Origin of the sequence: Paenibacillus popilliae ATCC 14706 (assembly GCF_000315235.1) — a bacterium.
Classification (GTDB): Bacteria; Bacillota; Bacilli; order Paenibacillales; family Paenibacillaceae; genus Paenibacillus_B; species Paenibacillus_B popilliae.
The window spans coordinates 1-367 of sequence record NZ_BALG01000043.1 but is presented as its reverse complement, the minus strand read 5'-3'; the positions used below and the strand labels follow the sequence as shown (position 1 = coordinate 367).

Genomic DNA, 367 nt, shown 5'->3' with positions numbered 1-367 from the left:
ACCTGGTCTCCTGAGCAGATCATGGAGCGGCTGCGTCAGGAGGGACAAGCGATCGTGTGCTTTAAAACGATCTATCGCTGGCTGTATGCTGGCCGTTTGGCGAAAGGCGTGCTGGCCGTCCTTCGGCATAAAGGCAAGCGTCAAAAGCCTGTGGAGACGCGTGGTAAGTTTACCGTAGGAAAGGCGATCTCCCAGCGTCCTAAAGAGGTTCGATCCCGGAAAACATTCGGTCATTGGGAACTCGATACGGTCGTTTCTGGCCGTGGGAAAAGCAAGGGCTGTGTGGCTACGTTTGTGGAACGCAAAACCCGCCTGTACACGGCCATTCTAATGCCAGATCGTACGGCGTTATCGATGGAGATTGCCT

General features: G+C 54.8%; 1 protein-coding gene. It reads left to right on the top strand.

Annotated elements, in window-relative coordinates; genetic code table 11:
- Positions 1-367 (top strand): IS30 family transposase (locus PPOP_RS05175; protein ID WP_042227502.1); only part of this gene is annotated, 367 nt, incomplete at both ends.